Annotated in this window: 19 protein-coding genes; 12 read left to right on the plus strand and 7 right to left on the minus strand. The window is 68.3% G+C overall.

Annotation, left to right across the window (positions count from 1 at the left end; translation table 11 throughout):
• Positions 1–55 precede the first annotated feature (55 nt).
• The 3 genes from boxB to AC1DYD_RS02580 form a co-directional block, all read right to left on the minus strand.
• Positions 56–1,483: a benzoyl-CoA 2,3-epoxidase subunit BoxB gene (gene boxB / locus AC1DYD_RS02570; protein WP_478171176.1), complete on the minus strand. Its 1,428-nt coding sequence runs from the start codon at positions 1,481–1,483 to the stop codon at positions 56–58.
• Positions 1,484–1,518: 35 nt separating this feature from the next.
• The gene (gene boxC, locus AC1DYD_RS02575; protein WP_478171177.1) at positions 1,519–3,186 is read right to left on the minus strand and encodes a 2,3-epoxybenzoyl-CoA dihydrolase; all 1,668 of its coding nucleotides are present in this window, start codon (positions 3,184–3,186) and stop codon (positions 1,519–1,521) included.
• 157 nt (positions 3,187–3,343) lie between these two features.
• Positions 3,344–4,276: a helix-turn-helix transcriptional regulator gene (locus tag AC1DYD_RS02580; RefSeq protein WP_478171178.1), complete on the minus strand. Its 933-nt coding sequence runs from the start codon at positions 4,274–4,276 to the stop codon at positions 3,344–3,346.
• Between the two features lie 160 nt (positions 4,277–4,436).
• Here AC1DYD_RS02580 and AC1DYD_RS02585 point away from each other — a divergent pair, with 160 nt between their 5' ends.
• From AC1DYD_RS02585 to AC1DYD_RS02640, 12 genes are all read left to right on the plus strand, one after another.
• Complete coding sequence (locus tag AC1DYD_RS02585) at positions 4,437–4,901, plus strand: 4-hydroxylaminobenzoate lyase (protein ID WP_478171179.1); 465 nt, start codon at positions 4,437–4,439, stop codon at positions 4,899–4,901.
• Positions 4,902–5,022: 121 nt separating this feature from the next.
• On the plus strand, positions 5,023–6,576 hold the full coding sequence (locus AC1DYD_RS02590; RefSeq protein ID WP_478171180.1) for a 3,4-dehydroadipyl-CoA semialdehyde dehydrogenase: 1,554 nt from the start codon (positions 5,023–5,025) through the stop codon (positions 6,574–6,576).
• 38 nt (positions 6,577–6,614) lie between these two features.
• Positions 6,615–8,180 carry a benzoate-CoA ligase family protein gene (locus tag AC1DYD_RS02595; protein ID WP_478171181.1) on the plus strand — a complete coding sequence of 522 codons (1,566 nt, stop codon included), beginning with the start codon at positions 6,615–6,617 and terminating at the stop codon, positions 8,178–8,180.
• Positions 8,180–8,977, plus strand: a complete 798-nt coding sequence (locus AC1DYD_RS02600; protein ID WP_478171182.1) for an alpha/beta fold hydrolase — start codon at positions 8,180–8,182, stop codon at positions 8,975–8,977. The genes AC1DYD_RS02595 and AC1DYD_RS02600 overlap by 1 nt, the downstream gene beginning before the upstream one ends.
• A gap of 109 nt (positions 8,978–9,086) precedes the next feature.
• Entirely contained in the window at positions 9,087–10,253 is a 1,167-nt protein-coding gene (locus tag AC1DYD_RS02605; protein ID WP_478171183.1) for an ABC transporter substrate-binding protein, read from the plus strand.
• Positions 10,254–10,407: 154 nt separating this feature from the next.
• Positions 10,408–11,280: a branched-chain amino acid ABC transporter permease gene (locus AC1DYD_RS02610; RefSeq protein ID WP_478171184.1), complete on the plus strand. Its 873-nt coding sequence runs from the start codon at positions 10,408–10,410 to the stop codon at positions 11,278–11,280.
• A complete protein-coding gene (locus tag AC1DYD_RS02615) occupies positions 11,280–12,236 on the plus strand; it encodes a branched-chain amino acid ABC transporter permease (protein ID WP_478171185.1) in 957 nt (318 codons plus the stop codon). Before AC1DYD_RS02610 ends, AC1DYD_RS02615 begins: the two co-directional genes overlap by 1 nt.
• On the plus strand, positions 12,233–12,979 hold the full coding sequence (locus tag AC1DYD_RS02620; protein WP_478171186.1) for an ABC transporter ATP-binding protein: 747 nt from the start codon (positions 12,233–12,235) through the stop codon (positions 12,977–12,979). The genes AC1DYD_RS02615 and AC1DYD_RS02620 overlap by 4 nt, the downstream gene beginning before the upstream one ends.
• A 1-nt stretch (position 12,980) precedes the next feature.
• Positions 12,981–13,682: an ABC transporter ATP-binding protein gene (locus AC1DYD_RS02625; RefSeq protein ID WP_478171187.1), complete on the plus strand. Its 702-nt coding sequence runs from the start codon at positions 12,981–12,983 to the stop codon at positions 13,680–13,682.
• A 23-nt stretch (positions 13,683–13,705) separates the two neighbouring features.
• A complete protein-coding gene (locus AC1DYD_RS02630; RefSeq protein ID WP_478171188.1) occupies positions 13,706–13,891 on the plus strand; it encodes a TetR/AcrR family transcriptional regulator C-terminal domain-containing protein in 186 nt (61 codons plus the stop codon).
• A gap of 82 nt (positions 13,892–13,973) precedes the next feature.
• Positions 13,974–15,059, plus strand: coding sequence for a carboxymuconolactone decarboxylase family protein (locus AC1DYD_RS02635; RefSeq protein ID WP_478171189.1), 1,086 nt, complete (start codon positions 13,974–13,976; stop codon positions 15,057–15,059).
• Entirely contained in the window at positions 15,056–15,838 is a 783-nt protein-coding gene (locus AC1DYD_RS02640; RefSeq protein WP_478171190.1) for an adenylate/guanylate cyclase domain-containing protein, read from the plus strand. Before AC1DYD_RS02635 ends, AC1DYD_RS02640 begins: the two co-directional genes overlap by 4 nt.
• Positions 15,839–15,971: 133 nt before the next feature.
• Here the strand turns inward: AC1DYD_RS02640 and AC1DYD_RS02645 are convergent, their stop codons facing one another.
• From AC1DYD_RS02645 to AC1DYD_RS02660, 4 genes are all read right to left on the minus strand, one after another.
• Entirely contained in the window at positions 15,972–16,847 is an 876-nt protein-coding gene (locus AC1DYD_RS02645; protein ID WP_478171191.1) for a DMT family transporter, read from the minus strand.
• Positions 16,840–17,658, minus strand: a complete 819-nt coding sequence (locus tag AC1DYD_RS02650; protein WP_478171192.1) for a DUF2182 domain-containing protein — start codon at positions 17,656–17,658, stop codon at positions 16,840–16,842. Before AC1DYD_RS02650 ends, AC1DYD_RS02645 begins: the two co-directional genes overlap by 8 nt.
• A 13-nt stretch (positions 17,659–17,671) precedes the next feature.
• Positions 17,672–18,274: a DUF1326 domain-containing protein gene (locus AC1DYD_RS02655; RefSeq protein ID WP_478171193.1), complete on the minus strand. Its 603-nt coding sequence runs from the start codon at positions 18,272–18,274 to the stop codon at positions 17,672–17,674.
• A gap of 114 nt (positions 18,275–18,388) precedes the next feature.
• Entirely contained in the window at positions 18,389–19,108 is a 720-nt protein-coding gene (locus tag AC1DYD_RS02660; RefSeq protein WP_478171194.1) for a Crp/Fnr family transcriptional regulator, read from the minus strand.
• Positions 19,109–19,207 lie beyond the last annotated feature (99 nt).

The raw sequence follows: 19,207 nt of genomic DNA on the forward strand, positions 1-19,207 counted from the left end.
CAGGGGGGTGGGCGCCCGGACACGAAGTGCCGGGCAACCTGGGGGCGAGCAACATCTAACCGAACCTCACGTACTCGAAATCGACCGGCTGGCGGTTGATGCCCATCACCGGCGGTGCGATCCAGCCGGCGAACTTGCCCGGGTCGACCACGCGGCCCATCAACGATGCCACGAAAGCGAAGTCCTCGGGGGTCGGCAGCCATTCGCTCTTCTTCGCGGCCCATTCGGCCTCGTTCACCACCCGGCCTTCGGGCGACACCTTGATGCCGGCCAGGGCGCCGATCTGGCGATTGAAGGCCTTGTGCGGCACGGTCAGGCGGGTCGGGATGCCGGCCTTCTCGAGCACCTTGTTCCAGCGCTGCACGCCGGCCACCGAGTCCTTGATGAAGTCGTCGCGCAGCACTTCGTTGAGCGCGTTGAGCATCGGCACGTCTTTCTCGACGAGCTGGCCGTTCTGCACTTCGAGCACCTTGTAGGTCTGGCCCTTGAGCACGTGGTCGTCGGTGCGCTTGCCTTCCTCGTAGCGGCCCTTGAGGCCGGAGCTGTAGAAGATGGCGGCGTTGCTCGACTGGTCGGCGCCGAACAGGTCGATGGTCACGCTGTAGTGGAAGTTCAGGTAGCGCTGGATGGTGCCCAGGTCGATGGCGCCGGCCGCGCGCACCTTTTGCGGATCGTCGGTCTTGAGATCGTTCATGACCTGCGCGGTGCGCTGCAGCACGCGCGACACGCCGCTCTCGCCGACGAACATGTGGTGCGCTTCTTCGGTCAGCATGAACTTGGTGGTGCGCGCCAGCGGGTCGAAGGCGCTCTCGGCCAGCGCCGACAGCTGGAACTTGCCGTCGCGGTCGGTGAAGTACGTGAACATGAAGAAGGCCAGCCAGTCGGGCGTCTTCTCGTTGAAGGCGCCGAGGATGCGCGGGTTGTCCTGGTCGCCGGACTGGCGCTGCAGCAGGGCTTCGGCTTCTTCGCGGCCATCGCGGCCGAAGTACTTGTGCAGCAGGTAGACCATGGCCCACAGGTGGCGGCCTTCCTCGACGTTGACCTGGAACAGGTTGCGCAGGTCGTACTGGCTCGGGCAGGTCAGGCCGAGGTGGCGCTGCTGCTCGACCGAGGCGGGCTCGGTGTCGCCCTGCGTGACGATGATGCGGCGCAGGTTGGCGCGGTGCTCGCCGGGCACGTCCTGCCAGGCCTTGTCGCCGAGGGAATCGCCGAAGTGGATCTTGCGCTCCGCGTCGCCCGGATTCAGGAAGATGCCCCAGCGGTAGTCGCGCATCTTCACGTGGCCGAACTGGGCCCAGCCGTTCGGGTCGACGCTCACGGCGGTGCGCAGGTACACGTCGAAGTTGGTCGAGCCTTCGGGGCCCACGTCGTCCCACCAGTTGATGAAGTTCGGCTGCCAGCCTTCGAGCGCACGCTGCAAGGTGCGGTCTTCGCTCAGGTTGACGTTGTTCGGGATCTTCTCGCTGTAGTTGATCGTGCTCATGTCAGGTTCCTCGGGTTCGTTGCGGGCGGGGTGGATCAGACGCGGTTGAGGTCGAAGCCGGCCTTCTCGCCGGTGCCGTAGACCTTCAGCGCGCCCTTGGCGCCGACCGCGTTGGGGCGGTTGAAGATCCAGTTCTGCCAGGCGGTGAGCCGCCCGAAAATGCGGGTGTTCATGTTCTCCTTGCTGGCGAAGCGCAGGTTGGCTTCGAGGCCGGTCAGCGCGTCGGGCGACATCGCGGCGCGCTCCTCGATCGCCATGCGGATCTCGTCGTCCCAGTCGATGTCGTCGGGCGCGGCCGTGACCAGGCCGAGCTTCAGGGCCTCGTCGGCGTCGAGCGCCTGGCCGGCTGCGGCGCGTGCGGCTTCCATCGGCGCCGTCTCCTCGTAAAAGCGGCGCTGCAGGCGGCTCTGGTCGTTGACCATCGGGAAGAAGCCGAAGTTGAGTTCGTCGAGCGTCAGCCTAGGCGCCTTGGCGGCATCGTCGGGCAAGGCCAGCATGTAGGCGCGGTCGGCCGCGAAGGCGAGTTCGGCCAGCGTGCCGGCGAAGCAGGAGCCGGCCTCGACCAGCGCGAACAGGCTGCGCGACGAGACATCCAGGCGGGCCAGCGTGCGGCGCAGCGCGCCGAGCGTTTCGCGCACCAGCCAATGGTCCTTGTGGGCCACCATCGTGGCGTCGCTGGCCAGCACGGCCTGGGCGTCGCCCTCGGTCTTGAGCAGCCAGGTGCCGATGTCGAGCTCGTTGGTGCGCAGGTTGAGGATGGCGTCGTCGAGCTGGCGCGTCATCGCGAGCGGCCACCAGGCGGCGCCCGCGGCTTCGATCGCGGCGATGTCGGCCGGCTGCGCGCCCGTGGGCGCCTTCACGGTCAGGGTCGCGGTGCGGCGCGCGCGGTCGATCTCGACAGTGACGTGTTCGTAGCGCAGGCTGTCGGCGCCGTCTTCGCGCTCGAGGCGCGCGAGGCTCACGCCCTTGCCGCCGGCCGGGCGGTCGCTGCCTTCGGCCAGCTTGGCGGCGCGCTCCTGCACCGTGGCGGCGAACTGGGCCGGCTTGGCGATCGCGTCGACCAGGCGCCAGTCGACCGCGCGCTGGCCGCGCACGCCTTCGACGCTGGTGCAGAAGATGTCGGCCAGGTCATGGCGCACGCGGCGCTTGTCGGTCACGCGGGTCAGGCCGCCGGTGCCGGGCAGCACGCCGAGCAGCGGCACTTCCGGCAGCGAGACGGAAGAAGAACGATCGTCGACCAGGATGATCTCGTCGCAGGCCAGCGCCAGTTCGTAGCCGCCGCCGGCGCAGGCGCCGTTCACCGCGGCGATGAACTTCAGGCCCGAGTGCTTCGACGTGTCCTCGATGCCGTTGCGGGTCTCGTTGGTGAACTTGCAGAAGTTCACCTTCCAGGCATGGCTCGACACGCCGAGCATGAAGATGTTGGCGCCCGAGCAGAAGATCCGGTCCTTGCCGCTGGTGACGACCACCGAACGGACTTCCGGGTGCTCGAAGCGCACGCGGTTGAGGGCGTCGTTGAGTTCGATGTCCACGCCCAGGTCATAGCTGTTGAGCTTGAGCTTGTAGCCGGGGCGGATGCCGCCGTCTTCCGCGATGTCGAGCGACAGGCGGGCCACCGGGCCCTCGACGCTGAGTTTCCAGTGGCGGTACTGCGTGGGGTCGGTGCGGTAATCCACGCGAAGGGCTTGGGTGCTGTCGGTCATGCGGGTCTCCTGGGGTGTCGGGGGCTGACGAGGAACAATAGTGCATTTGTCGATCGCCAGAACATGCATCATGCTGCATGTTCTGGCGCGCGTCAACCCTCGAATGACTTTTTTACAGGCCGCGTCCGAGCACCGGCCGGCGCCTCCTGGGGGCCGCTCAGCCGGAATGGCGAATGGCTTCGCGCACGGCGCTGCGCAAGCGTTCGAAGCTGCGCGCCAGGTCTTGCCCACCGGTGTCGACGCTGATATCGGCCTTCGAATAGAACGCGGCCCGGCCGCTCAGGATGCGCCGCAGGTCGTCCATGGCTTCCTTGCTGGCCGCCATCGGGCGCGTGTCGCCCTGGGCGGCAACGCGGCCCATGTGTTCTTCGGGCGCGGCCTGCAGCCAGACCGTGGTGCAGTGGGCCAGCAGCTGGTTGAAGGTGGCCGGGTCGGAGACGATGCCGCCCGGCGTGGCGATCACCACCTCGCCGTAGATCTGCACGGTTTCCTCGAGCGCCCGGCGCTCGTAGCGGCGATAGGCGTTGGTGCCGTAGAGGTCGTGGATCTCGCGCACGCTGCAGCCGGCGACCTTCTCGATCTCGCGGCTCAGCTCGATGAAGGGCATCTCCAGGTCGTCGGCCAGCATCTGGCCCAGGGTGGACTTGCCGGCGCCGCGCAGCCCGATCAGCGCGATCCGCCGATGCCGCGCCGGGTCGCCCGCCGCGGTGCCGAGCAGTTCGCCGAGCGCGACGCGGGCCCGGCGCAGGTCGGCCTCGCTGCGGTTCTCGAGCAGTTCGCGAATCAGCAGCCATTCGGGCGAAATGGTCGTGACGTCGCCGACCAGCTCGGCCAGCGAGCACTGGAGCGCGGTCGCGACCTGCTGCAGCACCAGGATCGAGGCGTTGCCGATCCCGTATTCGAGATTCGCCAAGTGCCGCTCCGACACGTCGGCCGCCAGTGCCACCGCCTTGCGCGTGAGGCCGCGGCGCGCGCGCAGGTTGCGCACGCGCTCGCCGAGCGCCGCCAGCAAAGGGTTCTTCGCCTCCTCGGGCGGCGCGGGGACATCGGGAGAGGCGGACAGCACCACCTCCTCAGCTCGCTGGTTCATGACTCGCTTTCGCTCGGCCGGCAGTTCGGCTAAGGGTTAACACCTGTACATGCATTATATTGCTTGACACCTTTGTAGTCGGTGCTTATGGTTCATGCACAGGCAAGATACTGCACGCAGCCGATTGCCGCAAGTTCAACTCCCACGCATGAACACTTCCATGTCCAAAGACAGCTTCCACCAACTCGTCGCCGAGCTCACGGGCCAGATCGCCGGCCGCCCGCTCGACCAGGACCTCGACCGCTGGCTCAACAGCCAGCACGGCGCCGGCAGCACGCGCTTCGAGCAGCTCAAGCAGGCCTGCATCGACGGCGTCGCCGAAGGCTGGCTGTGCGATCGCGAAGGCGGCGGCATCCGCTATGGACGCGTCTTCAAGGCCGAGGACGCGCTCGGCCGATTCTCGGTCGACGTGGTCGACATGCGCGACATCGCCGGCCCGCACCACACGCATCCGAATGGCGAGATCGATTTGATCATGCCGCTGGAAGGCGACGCGACCTTCGATGGCCAGCCGGCCGGCTGGTGCGTCTATCCGCCCGGGAGCGCCCATCACCCCACCGTCGCACAAGGCCGCGCGCTGGTTCTCTACCTGCTGCCCGAAGGGCAAATCCAGTTCACCAAATGACGCACACCCCCAGGTTGGCTCACTGCGTGTAGCCGCCCACCCCCTTGCAGGGGGCAACACCAGCGGCCCGGCGAAGCAGGTTCCGCGGTGTTTCCCGAACAGACGATTGGAACCATCCGAAATGACTGAACTTCTTTCCAACTACGTCGCCGGCCGCTGGCAGGCCGGCAGCGGCGCCGGCACGGCGCTCGTCGACCCGGTGCTCGGCACCGAGCTGGCGCGGGTCGATGCCACGGGGCTCAACCTGCCCGAGGCCTTCCGCTTTGCACGCGACACCGGCGGTGCGGCGCTGCGCGCCCTGACCTACCGCCAGCGTGCCGGGCTGCTCGCCGCGATCGTCAAGGTGCTGCAGACCCACCGCGACGCCTATTACGAGATCGCCACGGCCAATTCGGGCACCGTGAAGAACGACTCGGCGGTCGACATCGACGGCGCGATCTTCACGCTCGGCCAGTACGCCAAGTGGGGCGATGCGCTCGGCGACGTGCGCGCGCTGCGCGACGGCGATGCCGCCAAGCTCGGCAAGGAGCCGGTCTTCCTGTCGCAGCACCTGCAGGTGCCGACGCGCGGCGTGGCGCTGTTCATCAACGCCTTCAACTTCCCGTCCTGGGGTCTCTGGGAAAAGGCCGCACCGGCGCTGCTCTCGGGCGTGCCGGTGATCGTCAAGCCCGCGACCTCCACCGCCTGGCTGACGCAGCGCATGGTGCGCGACGTGGTCGAGGCCGGCGTGTTGCCGGCCGGCGCCCTGTCGGTGATCTGCGGCAGCTCGGCCGGGCTCATGGACCCGCTCGAGCCCTTCGACGTCGTGTCGTTCACCGGCTCGGCCGAGACCGGCGCCGTGATCCGCTCGCACCCGGCGGTGGCGCAGCGCTCGGTGCGCGTGAACATCGAGGCCGACAGCCTGAACTCGGCCCTGCTGCTGCCCGACGCCACGCCCGGCAGCGAGGCTTTCAGCCTGCTGGTGCGCGAGGTGGTGCGCGAGATGACCGTGAAGTCGGGCCAGAAATGCACCGCGATCCGGCGCATCCTGGTGCCCGCCGCGCTCTACGACGCCGCGGCCGAAGCGCTTGGCACGAAGCTGGCCGGCGTCACGGTCGGCAATCCGCGCAACGAGAGCGTGCGCATGGGCTCGCTGGTCAGTCGCGCCCAACTCGTCGCGGTGCGCGAAGGGCTGGAACAGCTCAAGGCGCAGGCCGACGTGCTGCACGACGGCAGCGCCCGGGCACTGGTCGATGCCGATCCGGCGATCGCGGCCTGCATCGGCCCGGTGCTGCTGGGCGCGCGCGATGCCGACGCGGCGGGCCTGGTGCACGACATCGAGGTCTTCGGCCCGGTCGCCACGCTGCTGCCGTACCGCGATCTCGACCACGCGGTGGCGCTGGCCCACCGCGGCCAGGGCTCGCTGGTGACCTCGCTCTATGGCGCGGACGATGCGGCGCTCGGCCAGGCCGCGGTACGGCTCGCCGCCAGCCATGGCCGGGTGCACGTGATCACGCCCGAGGTGGCCCAGGCGCAGACCGGCCACGGCAACGTGATGCCGATGTCGCTGCATGGCGGCCCGGGGCGCGCCGGCGGCGGCGCCGAACTCGGCGGCCTGCGGGCGCTGGACTTCTATCACCGCCGGAGCGCGGTGCAGGCCAGCCCCGCGGTGCTGGCGCAGCTCGGCCTCCAGTAGGCCGCCTGCCGACGAAATGGGACCCGAGGAGACACACGATGAACCTGCCTGACACCTTCAACTTCGCCGAACACCTGTTCGCGCTGAACCGCGGCCGCGCCACCAAGGCGGCCTACATCGACGACCGCGGCGCACTCGGCTACGGCCAGCTCGAGGACCGCGCGCGCCGCCTCGCCGCCGCCCTGCTCGCCAGCGGCGTGCGCCGCGAGGACCGCGTGCTGCTGCTGATGCTCGACGGCAGCGACTGGCCGATCAGCTTCCTCGGCAGCCTCTATGCCGGCGTGGTGCCGGTGGCAGTCAACACGCTGCTCACGGCCGACGACTACGCCTACATGCTGGCCCACAGCGGCGCCACCGCGGCGCTGGTGTCGGGCGCGCTGCTGCCGGTGCTGCAGGAGGCCATGGCGAAGGACTCGAAGGGACCCAACCCTGTCCGCGCCCTGTTCGTATCGCAGCCCACCAGCGCCCTGCCCGCCGGCGCTCGGAACTTCGACTCGGCCATCGCCGCCAGCGAGCCGCTCGCGGCACCCGCCGCCACCACGCCCCAGGACCACGCCTTCTGGCTCTACTCCTCGGGCTCCACCGGCAAGCCCAAGGGCACGGTCCATACCCACGCCAACCCCTGGTGGACCGCCGAGCTCTACGGCAAGCCGGTGCTGGGCCTGACCGAAGACGACGTCTGCTTCTCGGCCGCCAAGATGTACTTCGCCTACGGCCTCGGCAACGCGCTGACCTTCCCGCTGTCGGTCGGCGCCACCGTGCTGCTGATGGCCGAGCGGCCGACGCCCGACGCCACCTTCAAGCGCTGGACCGGCCAGACAGGCCTCAAGCCGACCGTGTTCTTCGGCGCGCCCACCGGCTTTGCCGGCATGCTGGCTTCGCCCCACCTGCCGGCGCGCGAAGCGGTGGCGCTGCGCATGTGCTCCTCCGCCGGCGAGGCGCTGCCGGGCGAGATCGCGCAGCGTTTCAAGGCCCACTTCGGCTGCGAGATCGTCGACGGCATCGGCTCGACCGAGATGCTCCACATCTTTCTCTCGAACCGGCCCGGCGACATCCGCTACGGCACCACCGGCAAGCCGGTCGAGGGCTACGAGATCGAGCTGCGCGGCGAGGACGGCCAGCCGGTCGGGGTCGGCGAGGTCGGCGACCTCTACATCAAGGGTCCCAGCACGGCCATCATGTACTGGGGCAATCCGGAAAAGAGCGCCGAGACCTTCCGCGACGGCTGGACCAAGAGCGGCGACAAGTACTCGCGCGACGCCGACGGCTACTACACCTATGCCGGGCGCAGCGACGACATGCTCAAGGTCAGCGGCATCTACGTCTCGCCCTTCGAGGTCGAGGCCACGCTGATGCAGCATCCGGCCGTGCTGGAGGCGGCGGTGATCGGCAAGGAAGACGCCGACGGGCTGACCAAGACCAAGGCGTACGTGGTGCTGAAGGACGGCCGCTCGGCCACCGACGAAGAGCTCAAGGCCTTCGTGAAGGAACGGCTGGCGCCCTACAAGTACCCGCGCTTCATCGAGTTCGTGGACGAACTTCCGAAGACCGCCACAGGGAAGATCCAGCGCTTCCGCCTGCGCGAGCGGGAGCGGAAGGCGTGATGGCGCAGCCCGAATTCGCCGCCATCCGCTGGCGGGGAAAGGACGTGCGCATCGAATACCAGCGCATCGCCCCTGAGCGCGCCGACGCCCCGCTGGTCGTCTTCCTGCACGAAGGCCTCGGCTCGATCGCGATGTGGAAGGACTTCCCCGAGCGCCTGTGCGTGGCCGGCGGCTTCCGCGGACTGGTGTTCTCGCGCCCCGGCTACGGCCGCTCGACGCCGCGCGGGGCCGACGAAACCTGGGACGTCGATTTCATGCACCGGCAGGCACACGAGGTGCTGCCGGCGTTCTTCGAGGCGCTGGGCATCGCCGAGAAGCCGTGGCTCTTCGGGCACAGCGACGGCGGCTCGATCTCGCTGCTCTACGCCGCGCGATTCCCGGAACGGGTCGCGGGCCTGGTGGTGCTGGCGCCGCACATCCTCGTGGAGGACGTGACCGTGGCCAACATCGAACTGGCGCGGCAGGCCTACCTCGAGACCGACCTGCCGAAGAAGCTGGGCCAATACCACGACGATGCCGACTCCGCCTTCTGGGGCTGGAACCGGATCTGGCTGCACCCGCCCTTCCGGCAATGGAACATCGAGCCCGAGCTCGACGGCATCCGCTGCCCGGTGCTCGCGATCCAGGGTGTCGACGACGAGTACGGCACACTGCGGCAGATTCGCGGCATCGCCGAGCGCGTGCCGCAGACCCGGTTGGTGGAGATCCCGGACTGCGGGCATTCCCCGCATCGCGATCAGCCCGAAACAGCGATAGTGGCGACCGTTTCATTCATCAAGTCAGAAAACTCCTCTTGACCTGCCGGCTCGCACGCGCGACGAACCGGCAGCCCTGGGGGAAACTCTTACTTGAGTCATGAATAGTTTAGCTGTAAAGTAATTTCAATCAACCGAAGGAGAGCTTCCCATGAGCCACCGCGTCGCACGCACCACCCTCACAGCCCTGGCGCTGGCGTGTATCGCCACCCTGGGCCATGCCCAGCAGGGCAAGCTGAAGGTGGGCCTGATGCTGCCGTTCAGCGGCACCTATGCCGCGCTCGGCGTCGCCATCGAGAACGGCTTCAAGCTGCGCATCGAGGAACAGGGCGGCAAGCTCGGCGGCCGCGAGATCGAGTTCGTCAAGGTCGACGACGAGTCGGACCCGGCCAAGGCCACCGACAACGTCAACAAGCTGATCAAGCGCGACAACGTCGACGTCATCGTCGGCACGGTGCATTCGGGCGTGGCGATGGCGATGGCCAAGGCGGCGAAGGAAAGCGGCACCGTGCTGATCGTGCCGAACGCCGGCGCCGACGCCGTCACGGGCCCGATGTGCGCGCAGAACATCTTCCGCAGCTCGTTCTCGAACTGGCAGCCGGCCTACGCCATGGGCGAGGTGGCGGGCAAGCAGGGCAAGAAGAAGGCGATGACCATCACCTGGAAGTACGCGGCCGGCGATGAATCCGTGGCCGGCTTCAAGGAAGGCTTCGAGAAGGCCGGCGGCAAGGTGGAGAAGCAGCTCACCGTGCCGTTCCCGAACGTCGAGTTCCAGGCCCTGCTGACCGAAATCGCGGCGGCCAAGCCGGACGTGGTGTATTCCTTCTTCGCCGGCGGCGGGGCGGTCAAGTTCGTCAAGGACTACGCGGCGGCCGGCCTCCACAAGACCATTCCGCTGGTCGGCCCGGGCTTCCTGACCGACGGCACGCTCGAAGCGCAGGGCGAAGCCGCCCAGGGCATGCTGACCACGCTGCACTACGCCGACGGCCTGAACACGCCGCGCGACACCGCCTTTCGCACCGCCTACGCCAAGTCCTTCAAGCTGCAGCCCGACGTGTATGCGGTGCAGGGCTACGACGCGGCCCAGATGCTGGCGATCGGCCTCGCCGCGGTCAAGGGCGACATCAGCAAGAAGGCCGAGTTCGCCGGTGCCATCGAGAAGGCGAAGATCGACAGCCCGCGCGGCGCCTTCACGATCAGCAAGGCGCACAACCCGGTGCAGGACTTCTACCTGCGCAAGGTCGAGGGCAACGAGAACAAGATGGTGAGCATCGCCGTCAAGAACCTCTCCGACCCGGCCCGCGGCTGCAGGATGTAGCTCGAGCATGTAGCTCGCCCCCAGGTTGCGCGCACTTCGTGTCGCGCGCCCACCCCCTACCGGGGGCAACACCGGCGGCCCGGCGGAGCCGGTTCCGCGGTGTTTCCCGAAAGGGGAACTCACCTTTCAACGATCTCAACCTAGAAAACTGCTTGTGGACTTCGGTACCTTTCTCGTTCAGTGCCTGAACTCCGTGCAGTACGGGCTGCTGCTGTTCCTGGTGGCTTCCGGCCTGACGCTGATCTTCGGCATCATGGGCGTGATCAACCTGGCGCACGGCAGCTTCTACATGCTGGGCGCCTACATGGCCTTCGCACTGTCGCCGCTGTTCGGCGACCAGTTCATCCTGATGCTGGCGGCCGGCGTGGTGCTGGCCGCGGTGTTCGGCTACCTGCTCGAGTGGGCCTTCTTCAGCTACCTCTACCAGCGCGACCACCTGCAGCAGGTGCTGATGACCTACGGCCTGATCCTGGTGTTCGAGGAACTGCGCTCGCTGCTGGTCGGCAACGACGTCCACGGCGTCAAGGCGCCGCCCTGGCTCGAGGGCAGCTTCGCGCTCGGCGACCTCATGAGCTACCCGTGGTACCGGCTCTTCGCCTCGGCGGCCTGCGTGCTGCTGGCGGTGGGCCTGTACTTCGTGGTCAACCGCACGCGGCTGGGCATGATGATCCGCGCCGGCGCCAGCAACCGCGACATGGTGCGCGGGCTCGGCATCGACATCCGCCGGCTCTACCGCATCGTGTTCGCGGCCGGCGTGGCACTGGCCGCGCTGGCCGGCATGATCGCGGCGCCGATGTCCTCGGTCTACCCGGGCATGGGCGCGAGCGTGCTGATCATCTGCTTCGTGGTGGTGGTGATCGGCGGCATCGGCTCGATCACCGGTGCGCTGGTGGCCTCGCTGCTGGTCGGCTTCGTCGACACCTTCGGCAAGGTGTTCTTCGCCGAGCTCAGCGGCATGGGCGTGTACGTACTGATGGCGATCGTCTTGATATGGCGTCCCGAAGGATTGATGGGGCGCAAGACCTGATGATGACCAAACTGAACCACTGGCTCCCCTTGCTCTGCGCGATCGCGCTGGCACTGCTCGGCCCGATGCTGAGCCCCTACATGTCCGACCTGGTCGTCAAGGTGATGATCCTGTCGATCTTCGCGCTGAGCCTCGAACTGCTGGTCGGCATGACCGGGCTCGTGAGCCTGGGCCATGCGGCCTTCTACGGCATCGGCGCCTATGCCACGGTGCTCGGCTCCGGCAAGGAGGGCGGCTCGATCGCGCTGCTGCTGCCGCTGGCCATGGGCTCGGCCGCGGCCTACGCGCTGGCCGTCGGCGCCTTGAGCCTGCGCACCCGCGGCGTCTACTTCATCATGGTCACGCTGGCCTTCGCGCAGATGGCCTTCTTCGTCTTCCACGACACCGCGCTCGGCGGCGGCAGCGACGGCATCTACATGTACATCCGCCCGGCCCTGGGCGCGCTCGACATGGAGAACCGCGGCGTGCAGTTCTACTTCGTGCTGGCCGCGCTGGCGGCGACCTACGGCCTGCTGGCGCTGATCCGGCGCTCGCGCTTCGGCGCCGCGCTGGCCGGCATCCGCGTCAACGAGCAGCGCATGCGCGCGGCCGGCTTCCCGGTCTACGGCTACAAGCTGGCGGCTTTCGTGATCGCCGGCGCGCTGGCCGGGCTGGCGGGCTTCCTGCTCGCCTCGCGCGACGGTGTCGTCAACCCCGAACTGCTGGCCTGGCACAACTCCGGCGAGGTGCTGCTGATGATCATCCTCGGCGGCCTGGGCCACCTGCGCGGCGCGGTGATCGGCGCGGTGGCGTTCACCTTGCTGAAGGAGCTGCTCTCCACCCATGCGCTGGTCGGCCCGATGGCGGACCACTGGCAGCTGACGCTGGGGCTGGCGATCATCGCCTTCGTCGCGCTGCTGCCCAAGGGCATCATCGGGATTGCGGCGCGGCTGTCGCCGAAGGGAGCTGCGACATGAGCACGTTGCTGGCAGTCGAAACGCTCACGCGCCGCTTCGGCGGCCTGGTCGCGGTGAACGCCGTGACGCTCGACCTGCGCCGCGGCGAAGTCCACGCGGTGATCGGCACCAACGGCGCAGGCAAGTCGACCTTGATCAACATGCTGTCGGGCGAGATCGATGCCTCCGACGGCCGCATCACGCTCGACGGCGAGGACATCACGACGCGGGCCCAGTTCCGCCGCGCGCTGGCCGGTGTCGGGCGCAGCTATCAGCGCACCACGATCTTCCCGGAGTTCACGGTGCTGGAGAACTGCCGCCTGGCGGCGCAGGCCGCGACGCCGCGGCCGTGGGCCATCTGGCAGTCCTCGCGGCAGTGCGCGGCGAGCAACGCCGCGGCCCATGAGGCATTGGCGGCGGCCGGCCTCGACGGCGTGGCGGAACGCATCGCCGGCACCTTGAGCCACGGCGCCAAGCGCCAGCTCGAGGTCGCGATGTGCCTGGCGACCAAGCCGCGCGTGCTGCTGCTCGACGAGCCGCTGGCCGGGATGGGCGCAGAAGAAACCGAGCGCATGCTGGGCCTGCTCGCGAACCTCAAGGCACAGCACGCGATCCTGCTGGTGGAGCACGACATGGACGCGGTGTTCCGCATCGCCGACCGCATCACGGTGATGGTCAACGGTACGGTGATCGCAACCGGCGATCCGGCGTCGATCCGCACCAATCCCGACGTGCGCACCGCCTACCTGGGCGAGGATCATTGAGATGCTGACGATCGAAGGCCTGAACACCTACTACGGCGACAGCCACATCCTGCGCGGCGTCGACGTCGAGATCCCGGCCGCGACCTCGGTCGGCCTGCTGGGCCGCAACGGCATGGGCAAGACCACGCTGATCCGTTCGCTGATGGGCTACGTGCGGCCGGCCTCCGGCCAGGTGAAGCTGGACGGCCAGGACGTCACCGGCTGGACGCCCGAGAAGATGGCCCGGCGCGGCATCGGCTACGTGCCCGAGGGCCGCGGCATCTTCCCGAACCTGTCGGTGCGCGAGAACCTCTTGATGAGCGCGCGCGCCGGCATCGACGGCAAGCGCGACTGGACCTACGACCGCGTGATGGCGACCTTTCCCCGGCTGACCGAGCGGCTCTTGCATGGTGGCCAGCAGCTGTCGGGCGGCGAGCAGCAGATGCTGTCGATCGGCCGTGCGCTGATGACCAACCCGCGGCTGATGATCCTCGACGAGGCGACCGAAGGGCTGGCGCCGCTGATCGTGGCCGAGATCTGGCGCGTGATCGCCGACATCCGCTCGACCGGCATCGCGACGCTGATCGTCGACCGCGACTGGCGCAAGGTGCTCGCGCACACCGACCGCGCGGTGGTCATGGAGAAGGGGAAGATCGTGCGGCACGGGCCGTCCGCCGATCTCGTCGCCGAACCGGCCGTGCTCGAGGAACTGCTCGGCGTTTGACGCGCCGCGATTTTGAGCAGGGCATGGAACGCGGCGAGCTGCGCGGCGCGGATCCCCATGTCATGGCGCTGCACTTCCTGGGGATCGTGACTTCCGAGACCGACCTTCGGCTGTACCAGCAGAATCCGCCGCCGCTGACGGCTCGGCAGATCCGGGGCATGGTCGAGCGCGCGGTCGACATGTTCCTGGGCGGCGCCGCACCGCGCTGATCAGCCACGCTCGGCTGGCGCCCGGTGTTCGGCCGGGCGCAGAATACGGCCACAACTGCGTCCGATATCCGTGGAGTGGCTGATGGCTGTATTGCTGAGCGAAATTCAGTGGGGAGACCCGGTCCTGCCGGTAGCGCACGATGTGGCATGGGAAGCCGAGCTCAAGCGCCGCGGCGCCCAGGTCCTTGAAGTTGACCGCCGGGTCGCACCCAGCCGCTGGTTGCGCGAGGCCGCCTACGAAACGATGAGCTATGTGCCGGTCGCCCTGCCGGAGCGGCTGTACCGCATCGGCAACATGGTGACGGCACAGGAGAATTCGTGCCGTTACTGCTATGGCGCGACCCGCGCCTACATGAAGGTGCTGGGCTATTCCGAGTCTTTCATCCAGCAAGTCGAACGCGACGTGCAGACGGCCGAGCTGGACGACAAGGAGCGCGCGTACATCGCCTTCTGCCGCAGTCTGGCTCGATCGAGGCCACGCCCGGCTGCGGCCGAGCGTGCCGCCCTGCTCACGCTCGGCTACACCCCGGAGCAAATAGGCGAGATCGCCTTCGCGATCTCGCTCGGGTGCTTCTACAACCGCGTCAGCACCCTGCTCGCGTGTCCGCCGGAACAGAAGTTCGAACGCATGGCCAGCGGACCGTTGCGCTGGCTGCTCGCGCTCGCGATCCCGTTGATGAAGAAGCTCGCGCCGAGAAGGCCGGTGGAAGCGGCGCTGGATCGGGCTGCGCTGGCTGCCGGACCCTTTGGCGTGGTGGTGGCGCCGCTTGCCGGTCTGCGTGCAGGTCGGGTCATGAAGGCGGCGCTCGACGGCGCGTTCGAAACGGGGGTGCTGAGCCGCAGCGCCAAGGCGCTGATGTTCGCCGTGGTGGCGCGCACACTCGGCTGCCCGCATTGCGAAGCCGCGGCGACGCAGTTGCTTCTCGCAGAGGGCCTGGGTCAGACGGAAATCGACAGCGCGATGGCGACGCTTCGTTGCCCCCGCCTGGCGCAACGCGAAGCCGGCCTCCTGGCCTGGGCGCGCGACACCGTGTACTACGAACCTTCGTCGATCCAGCAAGAGACACGCGCCCTCGGTGCCGAACTGGGCGCCGACGCGTTGCTGGAAGCCATCGGCGTGGCATCGCTGGCGAATGGGACCGTCCGGTTGGCCATGTTGCTGGAATGATGGCGCTGGCCTGGGTCCTTGCCGCGGTCGGGGCCTTCGTTCTCTCGGGCCTGGCAGTGCTCGTCCTGCGCGGCCGCCGCCAGAACGACCAGCTCGAGAAGCTGCTGTTGGCCGCCGATGAAAAGCTGGAGCGACTGCAACGTCAGTTCGAGCGTTTCGCGCCGGCGGACGTGGTGGAGCGGCTCACTCGTCCCGGTGACGCCTTCGCGCCCGAGCGACGCCAGGTGACGATGTTGTTTGCCGACCTGCGCGGCTTCACGGCCCTGTGCGATCGGCTCGACCCCGCCGTCACGGTGAGCATCCTGAACGACTACTTCCGCCACATGACGATTGCCATTGCCCATCATCACGGCCATGTCACCGAGTTCGTGGGCGACGGCTTGCTGGCCCTGTTCGGCGCCATGGAACCCAACCCCTGGCAGGCGCGAGATTCCGTGCTGGCCGCTCTGGAAATGCGCGCGGAGCTGGCGCGCTACAACGCCATTTTGCGTGAGAAGGGACTGCCCGAACTGCGCTTCGGCATCGGCATTCACGGTGGGGAGGTGGTGGCAGGCGTGATCGGCACCACCGGGCTGTCGAAGTTCAGCGTCACGGGCGACCCGATCAACGTCGCCTCCCGGGTCGAAGGGCTGACCAGCAAGTACGAAGTCGATCTGCTGATCACAGAGGATATTCGCCGCGCGATCGATGATCAGTTTCGCCTGCGGCCCATGCCACCGGCACTGGTCAAGGGCAAGGCGGAGCCGATCCGGACCTATCACGTGGAGGCCAAAGCGTAAGGGGCTGTTGTTCGGCGAGCCCGGCGCGCAACGCCTCGGGCGTGGAAACTTCGGTCGTGGTCATGGTTCGGCGCGGCGGCTCAAGGCCGCCACGCCTTCTTATCGGCAGCGACCGGATCTTCTTGAAGGCCGGCTACGGCCGCGGCTTGCGCGATCTGCTGGTCAGCACCAGCGCGATGCCGCCGAGGATCGCCCCGGAGGCAAGGGCCAGGCGCGGCGTGATCGACTCCGCCAGGAACAGGACCCCACCGAACGCGGCGATGGGCGGCACCGACAACTGCACCGTGGCGGCGCGCATGGCGGACAGCCCGGGCAGGGCGGCATACCAGATGACATAGCCGATGCCGGACGTGAGGGCGCCGGAGGCGATGGCCAGGGCGAGCCCGCCGGCATCCGCCTGCGCTCTGGCCGCGAGCATCAGGCTCAGCAGCAGCGCCATCGGCGCCGCCCGCGCGAAGTTGGACGCCGTCGCGGCCAGCGGATCGGCGACTCCGCGGCCGCGGAGCGAATACACGCCCCAGGCCACGCCGGCGATGGCCATCAATGCGGCACCCAGCAGCGGCGGCGCGGCCACGCCCGGCGACACGAGGTAGACCAGCCCTGCGACAGCCAGCACCAGACCGGTCCACGCGATGGGTCCGAAGTGCTCGCCGGCGCGCAGTCCCACGCTGAACATCGTCAACTGAACGGCGCCGAACAGAATCAACGCACCGGTGCCCGCAGACAGGCTGAGATAGGCGAAGGAGAAGAACGCGACATAGGCGAACAGCATCGCCGCGGCGAGCCAGTCGGTGCGCCCCTGCGACGGCCGGCCCGGCCGGACATGGACGATGACGGCGAGCGTGAGCGCTCCGGAAACCAGCCGGACGCTGCTGAAGCTGGCCGGATCGATGCCTTTGCGCTGCAATGCGAGCCGGCACAACAGCGAGTTGGCGGCAAAGGCGAGCATGGCCGCAGCGGTGAGGAGGATCGTCCGCAGCGCGGGCAGGTCGCCGCGCGCCTCACGCATGGGTCGCCACCAGGACGATGGCCCAGGCCAGCAGGGCGATGCCGACCGGCGTGCTGAGACGCCGGCCCCAGCGAAGGTTCTTTTCGACCGCCATCACGGCAGCGAGCAGCAGCATCCAGCCGAGACTGCCGGCGCCGAGCGCGAACATCAGCAGCATCAGCGCCCAGCAGCAGCCGACGCAGAACACGCCGTGGTGCACGCCGAGCATGAAGGCATGACGCGCCTGCGCCTGCCCGCGCCAGTGCTGGATGACGAAACTCAGGGGCGTGCGGCACTTGTCCAGGCAGCGGTGCTTGAGCTTGCTGAACTGGAAGGCGCCAGCCAACCCGATCGTCGCGGCGCCGATCATCCAGCCATGCCAGGCGAGCGCGGGCTCCCTGGCGAGCAGGAACAGCATTGCGCTGTGAAGCCCATGCGCCAGCAGCCCGAAGCCCCCCCACGCCGCCATGTAGCCCAGGCCGAGCAGCACCAGGAGGCGCCCATGGTCCGGGCGCTGGGCCGTCAACCGATCGAAGGCGTTGAACAGGGACAGCGTGGTCGGCAGCATCATGGCGGCCGTCATGAGGATCCACGCGGCGGCGTAGAGCACCAGCGGCACCACCACGTCGCCGGCCGGCACGGCACGGCACAGAAACGCCGCCGGTCCCGACGACGTCCACTCGTCGTGCGCGAGATAGCGGCCGTACGGGCTGCGCGCCCAGGCCCACAACACGAGCCACGCGAGCGAGACCAGCGCGGCCAGGACCGGCAGGAACACCCGGCGGTGGCGGGAGGCGCTGCTCGGCGATGGGCGCGCCGGCGTGGCGCTCATTGGCAGCACGTGTTCAGGCGTCGAAGACGAAGGTGCTCTGCAGGGCGTTGTGGTTCTTGATGTCGACGTCGATGCCGAGGGCGGCGTTCTTGGACCGATAGGACGGGGCCTTGCCGACGAAGACCGGAGCGCCCGGCACGGTCGAGAACACGGTGTCGGAGAGGGTGGTCTGGCCGCCGGTCGCGCCGCGATAGGGTTCGAGTTCGGCGTAGTAGTCCTTGCCTATCTCCAGTTCGCCCTTGCCCTCGTTCACCGTGAAGCGGATCGGCGCCCGCTCGACCGACACCACCTGGCCGATGAGCTTGGCGAGGTCGGCAATCGGCCCGCCGGCCTGGCCGGTGTAGACCTTGAGCAGGGCCTCCTCCTGCGCCTTCGAAGCCTGGTCGTCGACAAAGATCGCCGCGGTCCAGTTGCCTTGCAGGATATTGCCCGGCACATGCGCCACGGCTGCGATGGTGTTGCCGCCCACGTCGACGCCGTCGATGGTTCCCTTGTCGACGCGCCAGGCGATGATGGTGTCGCAGGTTCCGTTGTCGGGGTCCTCGCCGATCCAGCAGGGGCACAGCACATTGCAGTTGCACACCTCCAGGAGACGTCCTTCCAGGTGATAGCTCATACGAACCTCCATTGAAGCCGCACGCATATCGCCTTGTCGCCGCGGCTCGGGCGGCAAGGGGCCCGACGATGCTACGCCGCGAGACGAACCAAGTCCAGTTCGATGCCCCGCCCCTCAGATCTGATCCACGAAGCGCCGCAGCCCTTCCAGATCCACCACCGTGATCCCCCCATAGTCGATCTGCAGCAGCCCCGCGGCGCGCAGCCGGTTCAGTGCCGCATTGCAGCGCTGCCGCGACAGCCCCGACAGATTCGCGATCTCCTCCTGGGAAGTCTCCAGGTGCGCCTGCCCCAGCGGATGCAGCCAGGGGTGGAACAGCCCGGCGATCGCCCGCGCCACCTGGCTGTCGGCATCGAGCAGCCGCTGGGCCGCGTAGTTGCCCATGAACCAGTGCAGGCGCTCGTTGATCTGCACCAGCAGGAAGTGGTTGAAGCTCATCTGCGTGCGGTGCAGCCATTCGAAGGTCTCGATGGGCAGCACCGCCACCCGGCTGTCGCGCAGCGCGATGATGTCGGCCGTGCGCGGCACGGCGCGCAGCAAGGTGCCCTCGCCGAACCAGCTGCCGACCGAGAGGCCGCCGAAGGTCACCGAACGGCCGTCGTCCGAGGTGATCGACCACTTGAGCAGGCCTTCCAGCGTGCCGTACCAGTGCAGCGGCGTCTCGCCGCGCCGGCAGAGGGCGGCGCCGGCGGCGACATGCTCCTCGCGCATTTCGTCGAGCACGCGCGCCTGGGCCTCGGCGTCGAGGTCCGGGAACCAGCCCGAGACCTCGAGCAGGCCCGGGATGGACAGCGATAGCGCGGCGTGTTGTCTCTGTGTCGGCTTGTGGGGCATGAACGCTTTCGCCTCGTAAACCCTGATCCCAAATGTCGTTGCGATGACTGCACGGGTGTCGGCAGCCAAAAATAATACTCCGCTGTTCACAGGAGACAC

The organism is Variovorax sp. P4_B11 (genome assembly GCF_056402355.1).

Excerpts from the sequence above, each read along its gene's own strand:
- AC1DYD_RS02635 (WP_478171189.1), top strand. The coding sequence starts at position 13,974 with ATGGCTGTATTGCTGAGCGAAATTCAGTGGGGAGACCCGGTCCTGCCG.
- AC1DYD_RS02650 (WP_478171192.1), bottom strand. The coding sequence starts at position 17,658 with ATGAGCGCCACGCCGGCGCGCCCATCGCCGAGCAGCGCCTCCCGCCAC.
- AC1DYD_RS02585 (WP_478171179.1), top strand. The coding sequence starts at position 4,437 with ATGTCCAAAGACAGCTTCCACCAACTCGTCGCCGAGCTCACGGGCCAG.
- AC1DYD_RS02645 (WP_478171191.1), bottom strand. The coding sequence starts at position 16,847 with ATGCGTGAGGCGCGCGGCGACCTGCCCGCGCTGCGGACGATCCTCCTC.
- AC1DYD_RS02620 (WP_478171186.1), top strand. The coding sequence starts at position 12,233 with ATGAGCACGTTGCTGGCAGTCGAAACGCTCACGCGCCGCTTCGGCGGC.
- AC1DYD_RS02655 (WP_478171193.1), bottom strand. The coding sequence starts at position 18,274 with ATGAGCTATCACCTGGAAGGACGTCTCCTGGAGGTGTGCAACTGCAAT.
- AC1DYD_RS02595 (WP_478171181.1), top strand. The coding sequence starts at position 6,615 with ATGAACCTGCCTGACACCTTCAACTTCGCCGAACACCTGTTCGCGCTG.
- AC1DYD_RS02615 (WP_478171185.1), top strand. The coding sequence starts at position 11,280 with ATGATGACCAAACTGAACCACTGGCTCCCCTTGCTCTGCGCGATCGCG.
- AC1DYD_RS02625 (WP_478171187.1), top strand. The coding sequence starts at position 12,981 with ATGCTGACGATCGAAGGCCTGAACACCTACTACGGCGACAGCCACATC.
- AC1DYD_RS02590 (WP_478171180.1), top strand. The coding sequence starts at position 5,023 with ATGACTGAACTTCTTTCCAACTACGTCGCCGGCCGCTGGCAGGCCGGC.
- AC1DYD_RS02600 (WP_478171182.1), top strand. The coding sequence starts at position 8,180 with ATGGCGCAGCCCGAATTCGCCGCCATCCGCTGGCGGGGAAAGGACGTG.
- AC1DYD_RS02630 (WP_478171188.1), top strand. The coding sequence starts at position 13,706 with ATGGAACGCGGCGAGCTGCGCGGCGCGGATCCCCATGTCATGGCGCTG.
- AC1DYD_RS02605 (WP_478171183.1), top strand. The coding sequence starts at position 9,087 with ATGAGCCACCGCGTCGCACGCACCACCCTCACAGCCCTGGCGCTGGCG.
- AC1DYD_RS02660 (WP_478171194.1), bottom strand. The coding sequence starts at position 19,108 with ATGCCCCACAAGCCGACACAGAGACAACACGCCGCGCTATCGCTGTCC.
- AC1DYD_RS02640 (WP_478171190.1), top strand. The coding sequence starts at position 15,056 with ATGATGGCGCTGGCCTGGGTCCTTGCCGCGGTCGGGGCCTTCGTTCTC.
- boxC (WP_478171177.1), bottom strand. The coding sequence starts at position 3,186 with ATGACCGACAGCACCCAAGCCCTTCGCGTGGATTACCGCACCGACCCC.
- AC1DYD_RS02580 (WP_478171178.1), bottom strand. The coding sequence starts at position 4,276 with ATGAACCAGCGAGCTGAGGAGGTGGTGCTGTCCGCCTCTCCCGATGTC.
- boxB (WP_478171176.1), bottom strand. The coding sequence starts at position 1,483 with ATGAGCACGATCAACTACAGCGAGAAGATCCCGAACAACGTCAACCTG.